Annotated in this window: 13 protein-coding genes; 6 read left to right on the top strand and 7 right to left on the bottom strand. The window is 62.3% G+C overall.

Features of this window, described 5'->3' with window-relative positions:
- Nucleotides 1–109 precede the first annotated feature (109 nt).
- From KUA23_RS15960 to KUA23_RS15940, 5 genes are read right to left on the bottom strand one after another with little or no spacing between them, the layout of a single operon-like run.
- Complete coding sequence (locus KUA23_RS15960; RefSeq protein WP_252992382.1) at nucleotides 110–1,348, bottom strand: NAD(P)/FAD-dependent oxidoreductase; 1,239 nt, start codon at nucleotides 1,346–1,348, stop codon at nucleotides 110–112.
- A gap of 3 nt (nucleotides 1,349–1,351) precedes the next feature.
- A complete protein-coding gene (locus KUA23_RS15955) occupies nucleotides 1,352–2,923 on the bottom strand; it encodes an aldehyde dehydrogenase (NADP(+)) (RefSeq protein WP_252992381.1) in 1,572 nt (523 codons plus the stop codon).
- A 59-nt stretch (nucleotides 2,924–2,982) separates the two neighbouring features.
- Nucleotides 2,983–3,930 (bottom strand): dihydrodipicolinate synthase family protein, encoded by a 948-nt coding sequence (locus tag KUA23_RS15950; RefSeq protein WP_252992380.1) that lies wholly within the window; start codon nucleotides 3,928–3,930, stop codon nucleotides 2,983–2,985.
- 42 nt (nucleotides 3,931–3,972) lie between these two features.
- Nucleotides 3,973–4,899 carry a 4-hydroxyproline epimerase gene (locus tag KUA23_RS15945; RefSeq protein ID WP_252992379.1) on the bottom strand — a complete coding sequence of 309 codons (927 nt, stop codon included), beginning with the start codon at nucleotides 4,897–4,899 and terminating at the stop codon, nucleotides 3,973–3,975.
- Between the two features lie 14 nt (nucleotides 4,900–4,913).
- Nucleotides 4,914–6,533, bottom strand: a complete 1,620-nt coding sequence (locus KUA23_RS15940; protein ID WP_252992378.1) for an APC family permease — start codon at nucleotides 6,531–6,533, stop codon at nucleotides 4,914–4,916.
- Nucleotides 6,534–6,720: 187 nt separating this feature from the next.
- Here KUA23_RS15940 and KUA23_RS15935 point away from each other — a divergent pair, with 187 nt between their 5' ends.
- Together KUA23_RS15935 and treS are read left to right on the top strand one after the other, a co-directional pair.
- Complete coding sequence (locus KUA23_RS15935; protein WP_078048574.1) at nucleotides 6,721–7,479, top strand: AraC family transcriptional regulator; 759 nt, start codon at nucleotides 6,721–6,723, stop codon at nucleotides 7,477–7,479.
- A 116-nt stretch (nucleotides 7,480–7,595) separates the two neighbouring features.
- Nucleotides 7,596–9,659 carry a maltose alpha-D-glucosyltransferase gene (gene treS / locus KUA23_RS15930; protein WP_252992377.1) on the top strand — a complete coding sequence of 688 codons (2,064 nt, stop codon included), beginning with the start codon at nucleotides 7,596–7,598 and terminating at the stop codon, nucleotides 9,657–9,659.
- Nucleotides 9,660–9,675: 16 nt separating this feature from the next.
- Here the strand turns inward: treS and KUA23_RS15925 are convergent, their stop codons facing one another.
- On the bottom strand, nucleotides 9,676–10,125 hold the full coding sequence (locus KUA23_RS15925; RefSeq protein ID WP_252992376.1) for an ANTAR domain-containing protein: 450 nt from the start codon (nucleotides 10,123–10,125) through the stop codon (nucleotides 9,676–9,678).
- A 166-nt stretch (nucleotides 10,126–10,291) separates the two neighbouring features.
- Nucleotides 10,292–11,209, bottom strand: a complete 918-nt coding sequence (gene ppk2 / locus KUA23_RS15920) for a polyphosphate kinase 2 (RefSeq protein ID WP_252992375.1) — start codon at nucleotides 11,207–11,209, stop codon at nucleotides 10,292–10,294.
- A gap of 186 nt (nucleotides 11,210–11,395) precedes the next feature.
- On the opposite strand from ppk2, the gene pstS reads away from it, so the two are divergent.
- The 4 genes from pstS (at nucleotide 11,396) to pstB (ending at nucleotide 15,195) form a co-directional block, all read left to right on the top strand.
- Nucleotides 11,396–12,424 (top strand): phosphate ABC transporter substrate-binding protein PstS, encoded by a 1,029-nt coding sequence (pstS, locus tag KUA23_RS15915; protein WP_016978033.1) that lies wholly within the window; start codon nucleotides 11,396–11,398, stop codon nucleotides 12,422–12,424.
- 74 nt (nucleotides 12,425–12,498) lie between these two features.
- Entirely contained in the window at nucleotides 12,499–13,464 is a 966-nt protein-coding gene (gene pstC, locus KUA23_RS15910) for a phosphate ABC transporter permease subunit PstC (RefSeq protein ID WP_078048570.1), read from the top strand.
- Nucleotides 13,464–14,357, top strand: a complete 894-nt coding sequence (pstA, locus tag KUA23_RS15905) for a phosphate ABC transporter permease PstA (protein WP_078048569.1) — start codon at nucleotides 13,464–13,466, stop codon at nucleotides 14,355–14,357. Before pstC ends, pstA begins: the two co-directional genes overlap by 1 nt.
- A 76-nt stretch (nucleotides 14,358–14,433) precedes the next feature.
- Nucleotides 14,434–15,195 carry a phosphate ABC transporter ATP-binding protein PstB gene (gene pstB / locus KUA23_RS15900; RefSeq protein ID WP_217649954.1) on the top strand — a complete coding sequence of 254 codons (762 nt, stop codon included), beginning with the start codon at nucleotides 14,434–14,436 and terminating at the stop codon, nucleotides 15,193–15,195.

The raw sequence follows: 15,195 nt of genomic DNA, 5'->3' as shown, positions 1-15,195 counted from the left end.
TGAAGCGACCCCACTGCAGGCACCGCAGTTCTTCAGTCCAAAATCGGCCGTCTGGGTTTAGGGCTGCTTCGCAGCCCAGCGCAGGGCAAGCCTGCTCACTACAGAGATTTCAGAATCGGTCTAGGCGATAAGGTGTCAGTAACTGCGCTTGATCCTTGCTCGCTAACTCACCAACCCACTCCGCCGTCACCGCCGCCTGTGTCAGCCCTAAATGCTGATGCCCAAACGCAAGCAGCACCTTCCCGTCACACACCCGGTCAATCACTGGCAGCGAGTCCGGCAACGACGGACGAAACCCTATCCACGGCGTTGCACCTTCTGCACTCAAGTCCTCGCGAAACAACCCCTTGCTCAGCCGATGCAGTTGCCAGGCACGCTCCATATTCGCAGGGCGATCAAGGCCAGCGAATTCCACCGTGCCGGCCAAGCGCAAGCCGTCGGTCATGGGCGTCATGATGAATTTACGCTCCAGGGAGGTGACCGCAAACGGCAGACGGTGGTGTTCATGGGGCAGCATCAGGTGGTAGCCGCGCTCGGTGTCCAGCGGGACTTTTTTGCCGGTCAGGGCAGCGGTCAGTTTGGCCGAGTGGGCGCCACAGGCGATCAGCACCTGGCTCGCCAACAAAGGGCCCTGGTCGGTCGTCAGGGAAACGCCGTCTCCTTCAACGCGCCCATCCAGTACCCGACGCTTGAGGAATTGCACGCCGCTGGCCTTGGCGGCCTGGACCAGTTCGCACACCACCTGATAAGGATCGAGAAAGTGCCCGGTGCCGGGAAAAAACAGCCCGCCCTGGATGTTGTCGCTCAATTGCGGTGCGGCTTGGCGTATGGCCTCGCCGGACCAGTAGTCCACGGGCACCTGCTGTTGTTGCATGCGCTGTTGCAGGGCCTCCAGGGCGGGGCGTGAGTCGGCCTGTTCATACACCAGCAACGAGCCATCCTTGCGCAGCAACGTCGGGCGCCCAATGCTGTGCAGCAAGCGCTGCCATGCGCCCAGGCTGCCTTCGTTGAGCGTGCGGATCCCGGCGACCGTGCGCCGGTAGCTCGCCGGACGCAGGTTGAGCAGCAGGCGCAGGAACCAGGGCAGTGCGCGCGGCAGGTATTTCCAATCCAGGCGCAGCGGGCCCATGGGGTCCAGCAGCATGCCGGGCAAGCGCTTGAGGATCGACAGGTCGGCAATCGGGAACACCTGCTCGGTCGCCAGGTGCCCGGCGTTGCCATAGGAGGCACCCATGCCGGGATCCTGGGGGTCGACCACCAGCACGTGCCGGCCTTGACGCGCCAGTTGCAGCGCGCAGGCGACGCCGATAATGCCGGCGCCAACCACTACGGTATCGGGTACGGACATCGCCTATGCCTCTCTCTGGCCGTCGAGCAGGCGCCGCAACAGCAGCCGGTTGCCGTGCTGGAGCGCTTCGGGCAGCAACGCGTCAGGGAAGTCCTGATAACACACCGGCCGCAAAAAACGCTGGATCGCCGCCGTGCCCACCGACGTGCTGCGCGAGTCCGAAGTGGCCGGAAAGGGGCCGCCGTGGATCATGGCATCACAGACTTCCACGCCTGTCGGCCAGCCATTGACCAGCAGGCGACCGGCCTTGCGCTCCAGAACCGGCAGCAGGGCTTTGGCGCTTGGCAGATCGTCTTCGTCCAGATGCAGGGTGGCGGTCAGTTGGCCTTCCAGGTGTTCGGACACCTGGCGCACTTCTTCATTGTTGGCGCAGACGACTATCAGCGACGCCGCGCCGAAGACTTCGGCCTGCAGGTGTTGATTGGCCAGGAACGCTTGCGCCTGGGTCACAAACACATGGGCCTGGCCCTGGTTCGGGCCCATCGCCGGTAAACCCTGTGCGACAACCTTGGCGTGTTCGGTCAATGCGCCCACGCCGGAAGCGTAGGCACTGGCGATACCGGGGGTGAGCATGGTCTGCGCCGCGCAACTCGGCAGCAACTCACTGGTGGTGCGGATGAAGCGATCCAGGGCCGGCCCTTGCACCCCGATCACCAACCCTGGGTTGGTGCAGAACTGCCCGGCACCCTGGGTCAATGACGCGACGAAACCCTGGGCCAATGCTTCACCCCGGGCGGCCAGTGCCGCCGCAAACAGGTACACGGGGTTGATCGAACTCATTTCCGCATACACCGGGATCGGCTCGGGCCTGGCCTGCGCGGCCTGGGTCAAGGCAAGGCCACCGCTGCGCGAGCCGGTAAAGCCAACTGCCTTGATGCGTGGGTCGGTGACCAGCGCAATGCCGACTTCAGGGCCCGAACCGTACAGCAGCGAAAACACGCCGTCTGGCAGGCCACACGCCTTGACTGCCTGCGCTACCGCCCGGCCCACCAGTTCACTGGTGCCAGGGTGGGCACCATGGGCCTTGACCACCACCGGGCAACCGGCGGCCAGCGCGGAGGCAGTGTCGCCGCCGGCCACGGAGAAGGCCAGTGGGAAGTTGCTCGCACCAAACACCGCCACCGGGCCCAACGCGATGTGGCGCTGGCGCAGGTCGGGGCGCGGCAGGGGCTGGCGTTGCGGCTGTGCGGTGTCTACCCGCACATCCAGCCATTCCCCGGCGCGTACGGTGCGGGCGAAGGTCCGCAGTTGCCCGCAGGTGCGCCCGCGCTCGCCCTGGATACGTGGGCGGGGCAGGCCGGTTTCGGCGACGGCGCGGTCGATCAATTCATCGCCCAGCGCTTCGATGTGCGTGGCGATGGTTTCAAGGAACGTGGCGCGCGCCTCCGGCGATGTTTCGCGATACCCATCGAACGCCGCCCACGCCAGTGCGCACGCCTGTTCGACATGCTCGCCTTTGCCGCCCAGGTAAGCAGGCTCCAGCGGCGTTTGGGTGGCCGGATTGATGGCCCGGATTGCCTCGCGATTACCGGTAATGGCGTGCTGACCGATCAGCATCTTGCCCGTCAGAGTCATGGGGTCGTCCTGGAAAAAGAAGGTGGGCCGCTGCGAGAGCCGCAGCGGCGCGCAAGGCATCAAGCGACGTTCTGTTCCGCCGACCAGTTGGCGTACCACTGGCGGAACAGCGCGTATTGGTGTTCGGCGTAACGACGTTGCGCGTCGCTGAGCGCGTCGGTTTCATTGAAGTGCAGGGCGTAGCCTTTATCACCGTTGAGCACCATCAAATGCTTGTAATACAGCACCAGGTCGCAGCCTTCATCGAACGACGACAGCACCGCCAGCGCCGCTTCCAGCTCACGGGCCTGGCGACGGGCCTTGGCATCGCCCTTGGCGGCTTTTTTGCTCAGCGCGACCAGTTGCAACACTTCCCGAGGCAGGGCGTTACCAATGCCGGTAATGGCGCCGGTGGCGTTGCAGTTGACGAAACCGTGCACCACCTGGGTGTCGACGCCGACCATCAGGGTCACGTTATCGTCCTGGGAGGTGATGTGCTCTGCGGCGTAGCGCAGGTCGGCACCGCCGCCGAATTCCTTGAAACCGATCAGGTTCGGGTGTTCGCGACGCAGTTCGAAGAACAGGTCGGCGCGGGTGGCGAAGCCGTAGTAGGGGCTGTTATAGATCACCGCTGGCAGGTTTGGCGCGGCCTTGAGGATCGCCGAGAAGTGCGCCTTCTGCGCGGTAGCGGAGGCACCACGGGACAGTACGCGCGGAATCACCATCAAGCCATGGGCGCCGACCTTGGCCGCGTGGGCAGCATGGGCCACGGCTTCGCGGCTGTTGACCGCGCCGGTGCCAACGATGGTCGGCACACCGGCAGCCACCAGCCGCGCCACGCCTTCCTGGCGCTCGGCCTCGGTGAGCAACGGCCAGTCGCCCATGGAGCCGCAGTACACCACGGCGCTCATGCCGATATCGATCAGCTCGCGGCCTTTGGCGACCAGGGCGTCGAAGTCGGGCTTGCGCTCAGGCGTGCACGGGGTCATCAGGGCGGGGATGCAGCCGGTGAAGATGTTTTCGCTCATTGTTCTAACTCCTTGGAACGTTCAGTACAAACAGGGAAGGGCTCAGATGCCCCAGGCAAAAGGGTCACGCTCGTCGATCAGCAAGGTGCTGTCGGCGGTCATGTAGGCGCTGCCAGTGATGAAGGGGCGGATGTGCTCGCCGTCCCATTCGTAGCGGCCTTCGAATTGGCTGCCGGTGATGCTGGCTTGGGTCCAGGTTTCACCCGGCTGGAGTTTTCCATCGGCGGCCAGGCAGGCCAGCTTGGCGCTGGTGCCGGTGCCGCAGGGCGAGCGGTCGTAGGCTTTGCCGGGGCACATCACGAAGTTGCGGCTGTCGGCGTGGTCGTCGTCGGCGAACAACTCGATGTGGTCGATCAGTGCACCGTCTGCACCGTGAATGCCTTGCTCTTCCAAAGCCTTGAGCATCGCCCAGGTGTAGTCGGTAAGCGCATCCACGTTGTCCATCTGCAAGCGTTGGCCATGGTCCGACACCAGGAAAAACCAGTTGCCGCCCCAGGCGATATCGCCGTAGGCCACGCCATGCCCCGGCACTTCCACCGGCACCTGCTGGCGCAGGCGATAGGCGGGCACATTGCGCAGGGTTACGCTGCCGTCTTCGTGCAGCGTGGCCGCCACCGGGCCAACGGGCGTGTCGATCGTGTGCACGCCGGGCTGGATACGCCCCATGTGGTGCAGCGACGCAACCAGGCCGATGGTGCCGTGGCCGCACATGCCGAGGTAACCGGCGTTGTTGAAGAAGATCACACCACAGATCGCGCCTGGCGTAACGGGCTCGCAATACAGCGCGCCCACCAGTACATCATTGCCACGCGGCTCCAGCAGGCAGGCGCGGCGCCATTGATCATGCTCAGTGCGCAGGCTGTGCAGTTGATCGGCAATCGTGGCGGCGTTCAGCGCCGGGAAACCGCTCATGACCAGGCGTGTCGGTTCGCCGCCGGTGTGGGAGTCGATCACATGCAGTCGCTTCATATAAGGCTCCTGAATCAGTAAGTCGCGGGTGTCAGCGGCGCGTGAGGTTCGTCGACCGCTTCGCTTTCATCGGCTTCGTGTTCCAGCCGTACCAGATGAGCCGGCACGCCAGTGGCTGCGCCCCAGTAGTAAATGCCGAGTGCGCAAGCGGCGACGACAATCGTGTCGAGCGGGTGGCTGATCACGCCGATGCCACCAAAACTGCCGAGCTTGGACAGCAGGATGGTCACCGCGTAGAAGCCGATCAGCCAGGCAGACGAGCGCACTTGCTGCTTGAGGTTGATGTGTGCGGTCGGCACCCAGCGTGCGCACAGCAGGTACACCACGAACATCAGGATCTGCAGGCCGAGCAGCCAGGACACCGTGCCCCAGCCAGACCAGTACACGATCAGCGCGGCGATGATGAACGACAGCGGGCCCAGCACCGCCATGCCCTTGACCCGGAACGGGCGCGCCATCTGTGGTGCGTTGCGGCGCAGTGCGGCGACGGTGACCGGGGCGACGGCGTAGCTGAGGATCAGCGCCGCCGACACCACGTTGATCAGTGCTTCCCAGGACGGGAACGGCAGGGTCCAGAACACCGACAGGCCAAAGGTCAGCCACAGCGCGGGCCGTGGAATGCCGGACTTCTCATCGATACGCGTGAAAATCTTGAAGAACGTGCCGGTCTGCGCCCAGCCATACACCACACGGGGCGTGGCATTCATGTAGATATTGCCGCAGCCGCTGGGGGAGATCACCGCGTCGGCCACCACCAGGTACGCCAGCCAGCCCACGCCCAGCGCCAGGGCGATATCGCGGTAGGGCAGCGCGAGTTCCTTGCTGATCCCGGCCCAGCCATTGGCGAGCATTTCCGTGGGCACGCCACCAAGGAAGGCGGTCTGAAGCAGCACGTAGATGGCCGTCGACAGCAGCACCGAGAGGATCAGCGCAATCGGAATCGTACGTTGCGGGTTCTTCACTTCGCTGGCCACCGAGATGATCGGCGTCAGCCCCAGGTAGGCAAAAATCACCCCGCCGGCCGACACCGCCATCTCAATGCCCGACAGGCCAAACGGCGCGAAACCCTGCACCTGGAAGTTCGCCGGTTTGAAGAAGCTGAACAGCACGCCGATCACCAGCAACGGTACGATGAACTTGAACACGCTCACCAGGTTGTTGGCGATGGCGAAGGTTTTGACACTGCGGTAATTGAGGATAAAGAACAGGCACAGCAGGGCGAATTGCACCAGCCAGCCGAGGGTGGTCGGGTCACTGGAGCCGACTTTGGTCAGCTCGGGAAACCATGCCGCGGCGTATTGGCGCGAGGCGACCACTTCAATGGCCACCAGGCTGGAAAACGCGATCAGCGTGATAAATCCCATCAGGTAGCCCAGCAGCGGACCGTGGGAGTAGACCGGGTAACGCACCACGCCGCCGGCACGCGGCAATGCGGCGCCCAGTTCGCAGTACACAATGCCCAGCAGCAGTACCGCGAAACCACCGATGAGCCAGGAAATAATGCCCGCCGGGCCTGCGATTGCGGATACGTGGCTGGCTGCGAACAACCAGCCCGAACCAAAGATGGCACCCAACCCGATAAAGGTCAGGTCCATCAGGGAAAGCTGTTTCTTGAACTTGCCTTGAGCTGACATAGCGTCGCCTTCTTGTGAGTTATTGGATAGGCATGCAGTGGCCATACAGTGAACTCATGAACGGCGGCGCGATTGATGTTTTTTGCTGGCATCGATGACGAAATCAGCACAGTTTTGGTGGCTCGACAGGGCGCCGGGCATCGTGCAATCTGCTATCCGTCCAGGCCAACAATGGGGATCAATCGTCATGATGCAGAGCGCGTTTGCGAGCCTTTGCCAAGGGAGCAACCCCAAAGACATCGAACAGTTATTAGGCAGTGTCGCGCAGCTATTGCCGATGCTCGACGTGATCCCCAATGCGGCGATTTTCATCAAGGACACCCAGGCCCGCTATGTGCTCGCCAACCGCACCCTGGTGCAGCGCTGCGGCCTCAAGCAGCTGCAACCGCTGCTGGGCAAGACCAGTGCCGAAGTCTTTCCTGCGCAACTGGGGCCGGGCTACACCGAGCAGGACCGGCGCGTGCTGGAGCAGGGCTTTGTGCTGGAAGATCAGCTGGAACTGCACCTGTACGGCACCCGCGAACCCGGCTGGTGTTTGACCCACAAGTGGCCGCTGTACAGCCATTCGGGCGCGATCATTGGCCTGGCCGGTATCTCGGTCGACCTGCAAACCGCCAGCGAAAGCCACCCGGCGTACCAGCGCCTGGCCGCCGTGGACGCGCACATCCGCGCGCACTTCAACCGCCGTGTCACCCTGGGTGAACTGACGCGCATTGCCGGGATTTCCGTGGCGCAACTGGAGCGTTATTGCAAGCGCGTGTTCCACCTCACGCCCCGGCAGATGATCCAGAAAGTGCGGCTGGAGCATGCCCACCGCTTGCTCCACACCGACCTGCCGATCACCGAGGTAGCGCTGCAGTGCGGGTACACCGACCACAGCGCCTTCACTCGGCAGTTCAAGGCGTCGACGGGGTTTACGCCGAGGCAGTATCGCGACACCCACTGACGATCACCGCCTACAGTGGGCGATGCCCAGCCATCGCCTCATCGCAATGCAACGAATGGCCCGCACAAGCCTCATATGTTCACGAGCAATGCTTCACGACGACAGGTACCAAGCTTATGACGGCGGCTGAAAACAACCATGTGAACTGGCTGGTGGAACAATCGATGCTGCACGCGGCACGCCAGCGGGCCAAGCTCTATTCGGGCCAGGGCCGGTTGTGGCAGCAGCCTTACGCGCAGACCCGGCCCCGTGATGCTTCGGCGCTGTCGTCGGTGTGGTTTACCGCGTACCCGGCCTCGATCGTGACCCGCGAAGGCGGCACGGTGTTGGAGGCGCTGGGCGATGAGGCGCTGTGGCACGCCTTGTCGAAGATCGGCATCCAGGGCATCCACAACGGCCCGCTGAAGAAGTCCGGCGGCCTGAGCGGCATGCAGCACACGCCGACCATCGACGGCAATTTCGACCGCATCAGCTTCGAGATCGACCCGCAGCTGGGCACCGAGGCACAGTTGCAGGCGTTGACACGCATGGCGGCGGCGCACAACGCGGTGATCATCGACGATGTGATCCCGTCCCACACCGGCAAGGGCGCGGACTTCCGCCTGGCCGAGATGGCGTACGAAGACTATCCCGGCCTCTACCATATGGTGGAAATCCGCGAAGAAGACTGGCCGTTGCTGCCCGACGTCGCCGAGGGCCGCGACGCGCAGAACCTCAGCCCGGTGCAGGTCGATGCATTGCGCGACAAACACTACATCGTCGGCCAGTTGCAACGGGTGATCTTCTTCGAGCCCGGCGTCAAGGAAACCGACTGGAGCGCGACGGACGTAGTGCTGGGCGTGGACGGCAAGCCGCGCCGCTGGGTGTACTTGCATTATTTCAAGGAAGGCCAGCCGTCGTTGAATTGGCTGGACCCGACCTTCGCCGCGCAGCAGATGATCATTGGCGATGCGCTGCATGCCATCGACGTGATGGGCGCGAAGATCCTGCGCCTGGACGCCAATGGTTTCCTCGGCGTGGAGCGCAAGCTGGACGGTACGGCCTGGTCCGAGAGCCATCCGCTGTCGATCACCGGCAACCAGTTGCTGGGCGGGGCGATTCGCAAGGCGGGCGGTTTCAGCTTCCAGGAGTTGAACCTCACCGTGGATGACATCGCGTCCATGTCACACGGCGGTGCCGACCTGTCCTACGACTTCATCACCCGCCCTGCATACCAGCACGCGTTGCTGATGGGCGATGCCGAGTTCCTGCGCCTGATGCTGCGTGAAATGCACCGCCAGGGCATCGACCCCGGCTCGCTGATCCACGCGTTGCAAAACCACGATGAACTGACCCTCGAACTGGTGCACTTCTGGACCTTGCATGCCCACGACACCTTCCTGTACCAGGGCCAGACCTTTCCCGGCAACATCCTGCGCGAGCACATCCGCGAGCAGATGTACGAACGCCTGGCCGGCGAACATGCGCCGTACAACCTCAAGTTCGTGACCAACGGCGTGTCCTGCACCACGGCCAGTATCATCACGGCCGCCCTGGGCATTCGGGACCTGGACGCGATCACCCCCGCGGACATCCAGCAGATTCGCCAGATCCACTTGCTGCTGGTGATGTACAACGCCATGCAGCCAGGGGTGTTTGCCTTGTCGGGCTGGGACCTGGTGGGCGCGCTGCCGCTGGCGGCCGAAGAGGTCGAACATTTGATGCAGGATGGCGACACGCGCTGGATTCATCGTGGTGCCTATGACCTGGTGGACCTGAACCCGGACGCCGAATTATCCGCCGGCCATATGCCGCGCTCGAAAAGCCTGTATGGCAGCCTCAACAGCCAATTACAGGACCCCGAGTCATTTGCGTCGCAACTGCAGAAAATCCTCGCGGTACGCCGTGCCTACGACATTGCGGCCAGCCGCCAGATTCAAGTGCCGGAAGTGCAAAACCCAGGGCTGCTGGTGATGGTCCATGAATTACCCGCCGGCAAAGGCATACAAATCACCGCGCTGAACTTCGGCGCCACGCCGATCACCGAGACCCTGAACCTGCCGGATATCGCGGCGGGGATGGTGGTGGACATCATCAATGAACGGGTCGAGGGTGACCTGACGGCAGACGGCGAGTTCACCATCACGCTGGATGCGTATGAAGGGTTGGCGCTGAGGGTCGTCAGCAGCGCTCCGATCTGACCCCGCCGGAACTCGGTCACCTTGCGCCTGGCAGTGCAAAGTAACCGGGTGACTCCGTGCAAGGGACTTGCGAAGGGTTGTCGCAAGCCTGCGGCAGGCTGCGCCTGGAGCGGGCCATGAACCACTCCAGCACGAGGTATTCCGGCAAGCCGCAGCGCCAGTAACGCTCACCGTGGCTGGCCAGGTTCACCCGTTCGCTGTCGGCAGGCCGGCCATAGATAAACACGTTCGCGATGGCGTAGGCGTCAAACGCCGACCCGCCCACGTCGGGCTTGCGCACCATGTGATCGGCGGCCAACAGCACATCGAAACGCCTCAGCCCGGCACGGCTCAATTGCCGGCCTTCCCGGTCGCTGCTGGCGGTGGCGATACAGTGATAGCCCATGCGGTTGAGCATTTTTTCGATCTGCATGACATGGGCATGAAGGGAATCCACGATGAGGATCCGCAGGTGTTTGTCGATCATGGCGGGGTACCTGTCAGCTGTGCGCCGGGCGCATTCCACAGAGGGGTAGGGAAGGGGCCAGCGTATCGCTGTCAGGCACGGGATGATTTAAGACGGGTCTGAAAAAAAACAGGCAGGCGGGCGAACAACCGTATGCGAGATGCCGCCTGCCTGCCCGTGTGGGTGATCAGTAGCGCTGCGGCACAATGAGTTCCGGCGGCGTCGGGCTGCGCGAATAGTCTTCCTGCCTGACGCGCTGCGGCAACTCGATCACCGGCAGCTCGACCTCTTCATACGGCATCTGCCCGAGCAAATGGTGGATGCAGTTGAGGCGGGCCTTCTTCTTGTCATCGGCTTGCACCACCCACCACGGCGCCTCGGCGATGTGGGTGCGTTCGAGCATGATTTCCTTGGCCTTGGTATAGGCTTCCCAGCGCCGACGCGACTCCAGGTCCATGGGGCTGAGTTTCCATTGCTTGAGCGGGTCGTGAATGCGGCTGAGAAAACGCAGGTGCTGTTCCTGGTCGGAAATCGAAAACCAGTACTTGATCAGTTGAATACCGGAGCGGGCGAGCATCCGTTCGAACTCCGGCACCGTGCGGAAGAACTCTTCGTACTGGTCCTCGTTGCAAAACCCCATGACCTGCTCGACCCCGGCGCGGTTGTACCAACTGCGGTCGAACAGCACGATTTCACCGGCGGCCGGCAGGTGCGAGACGTAGCGCTGGAAATACCACTGGGTCTGCTCGCGGTCATTCGGCGCGGGCAGGGCGGCAACGCGGCAGACCCTGGGGTTCAGGCGCTGGGTAATGCGCTTGATCACACCGCCCTTGCCGGCGGCATCACGCCCTTCGAACAGGATCACCACCTTGTGGCCGGTCTTGACCACCCAGCTTTGCAACTTCACCAATTCGCCCTGCAGGCGGAACAGTTCGCTGAAATACACCCGCCGTGCGGCCTTCTCGCTGCTTTCTCCTACGTGCTCGTCAAACAGCGCGTTCAGGTCATGCCCGTCTTCGGATAATTCCAGTTCCAGCTCTTCGTCACTGTGATCCAGCAACTCACGGTGGATGCGCTGCATCAAGGTGTCTTCTATTGAGGACATGGGCGGAACTCGCGTGGTGGGAGATGGCAAAGTCTTAGTCGCATTTTGTTACTAACCAATGACACCAAATCGCGCGATTGCGGTGGGAGATGGGGACAACAAGGCGTTTTGCCATTCCACGTTCATAAAACCGTAACAAGATTGTTGCAGAGTTCCCGAGCCCGTAATTCACAAGGATTTTCCTGAATGAAACGTCTGATGAAGTCTGCTGCACTCGCCGTTGCGGTTTCTCTCAGTGCCACCTCGGTGTTTGCTGCCGAAAGCATCCGCCTGACCGGTTCCGGTGCGAGTTTTCCAGCCCCGATCTACCTCACCTGGTTCAAGGATTTCAGCAAGAAAACCGAGGGTGTCACCGTTGATTACCAATCCAAAGGTAGCGGTGCGGGTGTACAGGACTTCCTGAACAAAACCGTCGACTTCGCCGCCAGCGACTCGGCCATGAAAGACGAAGACATCGCCAAGGTTGCCGAAGGCGCGCAACTGCTGCCGATGACTGCCGGTGAAATCGTGTTGGCGTTCAATCTGCCGGGCAATCCTAAAGAGCTCAAGTTGCCTCGCGATGTGTACTCCAACATCTTCCTGGGCAAAATCACCAAGTGGAACGATCCGAAGATCGCTGCCGCCAACCCAGGCCTGAAACTGCCAGACATGCCGATCACCGTCGTCGTACGTGCAGACTCCAGCGGCACCACCGCTGTGTTCACCAAGCACTTGGCTGCGATCAACCCTGAGTTCCAGAAAGACCTGGGCGAAGGTAACACCGTCAACTGGCCCGCCAGCGACAAGTTCATCAAATCGCCGAAGAACGATGGTGTGACCGCCACTGTGCGCCAGACCCCAGGCGCGATCGGCTACATCGAATACGGCTTCGCCAAACTGGCCAAGGTTGACTTTGCCCAACTGCAGAACAAGGCCGGCAAGTACGTGGTACCGAACGCCGAAAGCGGCGCCGAAGCCCTGGCCGCGGTGAAAATGCCGGAAAGCCTGGTGGCCTGGCTGCCGGACCCGGATGGCGCCAAGTCCTACCCGATCACGTCCTACACCTGGATGATCTTCCGCAAGGACAACGGCAACCCAGCCAAAGCCAAAGCCATGCGTGAAATGGTCGAGTACAGCTTGACCGAAGGTCAGAAAATCGCTGATTCGATGGGCTACATCCCACTGCCGCCATCGGTTGTCGACCAGGTTCGCAAAGCTTCCGCCAACATCCAGTAAGGCTCGCCAGGCCGCTTCCGGCATGGGCTGTCAGCCATGCCGCAAGCGTTCCCCCCTTGTTCCGGAATTAGCCAATGAACACACCTTTTGTCGTACCGGTTAACCCGGATTCTGCGTGTCAGCCGCCGTCCACGAAGGACTTTGTGGTTGACCGCACCTTCCGTGCACTTGCACGCATAGGCGTAGTGCTGGTGCTGGCGCTGGTTTTCGCGCTGGTCTTCGAAGTAGGGCGCAAGGCACTTCCCGGCATGGAAAAGCATGGCTTTGACGTGCTGTTCGGCAGTGTCTGGGACGTTAACCAAGGCAAGTACGGGATTCTGCCCGCGATTTGGGGCACGCTGTACAGCGCCCTGATTGCGTTGCTGATCGCAGGCTTTTTTGGCGTCAGCATGGCTATTTTCCTCACCCAGGATTTCCTGCCAGCAAAACTCGCGGCGGTGTTTCGCACCATCGTCGAATTGCTCGCAGCCATCCCCAGCGTGGTCTACGGCCTCTGGGGCATTTATGTGGTTATCCCGGCCATCCGCCCGCTCACCGCGTGGCTGAACAGCGAACTCGGCTGGATTCCTTTTTTCGGCACGTCCCTCAGCGGGCCGGGCCTGTTACCAGCTGCACTGGTGCTGGCCATCATGATTCTGCCGACCATTGCTGCCGTGTCCCAGGACGCCCTCACGGGTGTCCCGATGAAAACCAAGCAAGCCGCCTACGGCATGGGCACCACTCACTGGGAAGCGATTCTCAAGGTCATGGTGCCGTCTGCCGCCACCGGCATCTTCGGATCGCTGGTGCTGGGCCTGGGCCGCGCCTTGGGTGAAACCATGGCCCTGGCCATGCTGGTGGGTAACGCCAACAACATTTCCCTCTCGCTGTTCGCCCCGGCCAACACCCTGGCGGCCTTGTTGGCGCTGAACTTCCCCGAAGCCGGCCCGAACGAGATCGAAGTGTTGATGTACGCCGCACTGGTGCTGATGTTCATCACGCTGCTGGTGAACATCATCGGTTCGATGATCATGGTCTACGCCCAGCGGGGTACCAAGTAATGACTGACCTCTCGTCTCCAATCACCGCCATGCCTAGCCTGCAGCGCCGGTTTGAAGGGCGTGCCCTGCGCAGCCTGGTGCTGACCACCCTGGTGTGGTTCGGCGCGCTGCTGGCCAGTGTGCCGCTGATTTCCGTGCTCTACATGCTGATCACCCGTGGCGGCGCGCGCCTGAGCCTGGAAGTGTTCACCGAGCTGCCACCCACCGGCTTCGAGACCGGCGGTGGCTTCGGCAACGCCATGGCCGGCACCTTCGTGATGGTCGGTATTGCCGCCGCCATCGCTGTGCCGGTCGGCATCCTGGCGGCGATTTTCCTCGCGGAACTGGGCCCGGACAGCAAGCTGGCGAACGCCTCGCGCTTTGCCGCCAAGATGCTCACCGGCTTGCCCTCGATCCTGGCCGGCGTGTTCGCCTACGCCCTGGTGGTCATGACCACCGGCACGTACTCGGCACCCGCCGGTGGCGTGGCGCTGGCTGTACTGATGTTGCCTATCGTGGTGCTGACGGCTGAAGAGTCGATGAAGATGGTGCCCAAGATCATGAAGGACGCGGCCTATGGCATGGGCTGCACCCGTTCGCAGGTGATCTGGAAAATCGTTTTGCCCACCGGCATGCCCGCGATCCTGACGGGCGTCATGCTCGCCGTGGCACGCGCCGCCGGCGAAACCGCGCCGCTGTTGTTCACCGCGCTGTTCAGTAACTACTGGATCTACCACGACGGCAGCCTGGCGGTCATGAATCCGACGGCGTCGCTTGCCGTGTTGATTTACAACTTCTCCGGCATGCCTTTCGACAACCAGCTCGAGCTCGCCTGGGCGGCCTCGTTGGTGCTGGTAATGATCGTGCTGGTTGTGAATATCGTGAGCCGTATTTTCGGCAAGCCCAAGTACTAAGAACGGGAGCACCTGAATTTTGAACATGTCATCTGCGCAAGTAGCCGCTCCGTTTATCACCCAGTCGCCTGTGGTCATGGACTGCAAGCTGGACAAGATTTTCTACGGCAACTTCATGGCGGTGCGTGACAGCCATGTGCCGATCGAAAAGAACAAAATCACCGGGTTCATCGGCCCCTCCGGCTGCGGCAAATCCACCGTGCTGCGCAGCCTCAACCGCATGAACGACCTGGTGAAGGGCTTCCGTTTCGAAGGCCATGTGCACTTCCTCGGCCAGGACGTCTACGGCAAGGGCGTTGACCCTGTGGTCGTGCGCCGTTACATCGGCATGGTGTTCCAACAGCCGAACCCGTTCTCGATGAGTATCTTTGACAATGTGGCCTTTGGCCTGCGCTTGAACCGCTACAAGGGCGACCTCGGCGATCGCGTCAAGCACGCCCTGCAAGGCGCGGCGCTGTGGGATGAGGTCAAGGACAAGCTCAAGGTCAGCGGCCTGTCGCTCTCTGGCGGCCAGCAGCAACGCCTGTGCATTGCCCGTGCCATCGCCACCGAGCCGGAAGTGCTGTTGCTGGACGAACCTTGCTCGGCACTGGACCCGATTGCCACGCGCCGGGTCGAGGAACTGATGGTCGAGCTGAAAAAGGACTACACCATCGCCCTGGTGACGCACAACATGCAGCAGGCGATTCGTGTGGCCGATACCACCGCGTTTTTCTCGGTGGACATCTCCCAGGGCACTCGCACCGGCTACCTGGTGGAAATGGGCGCGACCACCCAGATCTTCGAGAACCCGCGCGAACAAATGACCGGGGACTACATCAGCGGCAAATTCAGCTGA

It is taken from the genome of Pseudomonas pergaminensis, assembly GCF_024112395.2.
Lineage (GTDB): Bacteria > Pseudomonadota > Gammaproteobacteria > Pseudomonadales > Pseudomonadaceae > Aquipseudomonas > Aquipseudomonas pergaminensis.
Note: the sequence above shows the minus strand (reverse complement) of the source record. Positions and strands in the feature narration are given on the sequence as shown.